The organism is Escherichia sp. AM3, from assembly GCF_032029835.1.
GTDB lineage: Bacteria > Pseudomonadota > Gammaproteobacteria > Enterobacterales > Enterobacteriaceae > Escherichia > Escherichia coli.
This window is the reverse complement of record NZ_JAVUPQ010000654.1, coordinates 1-375: the sequence shown is the minus strand read 5'-3', so window position 1 is coordinate 375 and position 375 is coordinate 1. Positions and strand designations below refer to the sequence as shown.

The window sequence follows — 375 nt, the reverse complement described above, 5'->3', positions numbered from 1 at the left end:
GAGGCGCACTGCCTGGGCGATCTGCTGATGAAAGCCAACTACGGTGGCCTGGACGTCGAAATTGCCGCCGTCATTGGCAACCATGAGACGCTGCGTACGCTGGTAGAACGTTTCGACATTCCGTTTGAACTGGTCAGTCACGAAGGCCATACCCGTGAAGAGCACGACAACCTGATGGCAGCTGCGATTGAAGCGCATAACCCGGACTACGTGGTGCTGGCGAAATATATGCGCGTGCTGACGCCATCCTTTGTGGCGCGCTTCCCGAACAAAATTATCAACATCCACCACTCCTTCCTGCCAGCCTTTATTGGCGCGCGTCCGTATCACCAGGCATACGAGCGTGGGGTGAAGATCATTGGCGCAACCGCGCAC

At 56.8% G+C, this 375-nt stretch carries 1 protein-coding gene; it reads left to right on the top strand.

What is annotated here, in order from left to right; genetic code table 11:
- Positions 1-375, top strand: a 375-nt coding sequence (locus RTW80_RS27725; RefSeq protein ID WP_312721321.1) for a formyltransferase family protein, incomplete at both ends; no start/stop codon positions are given.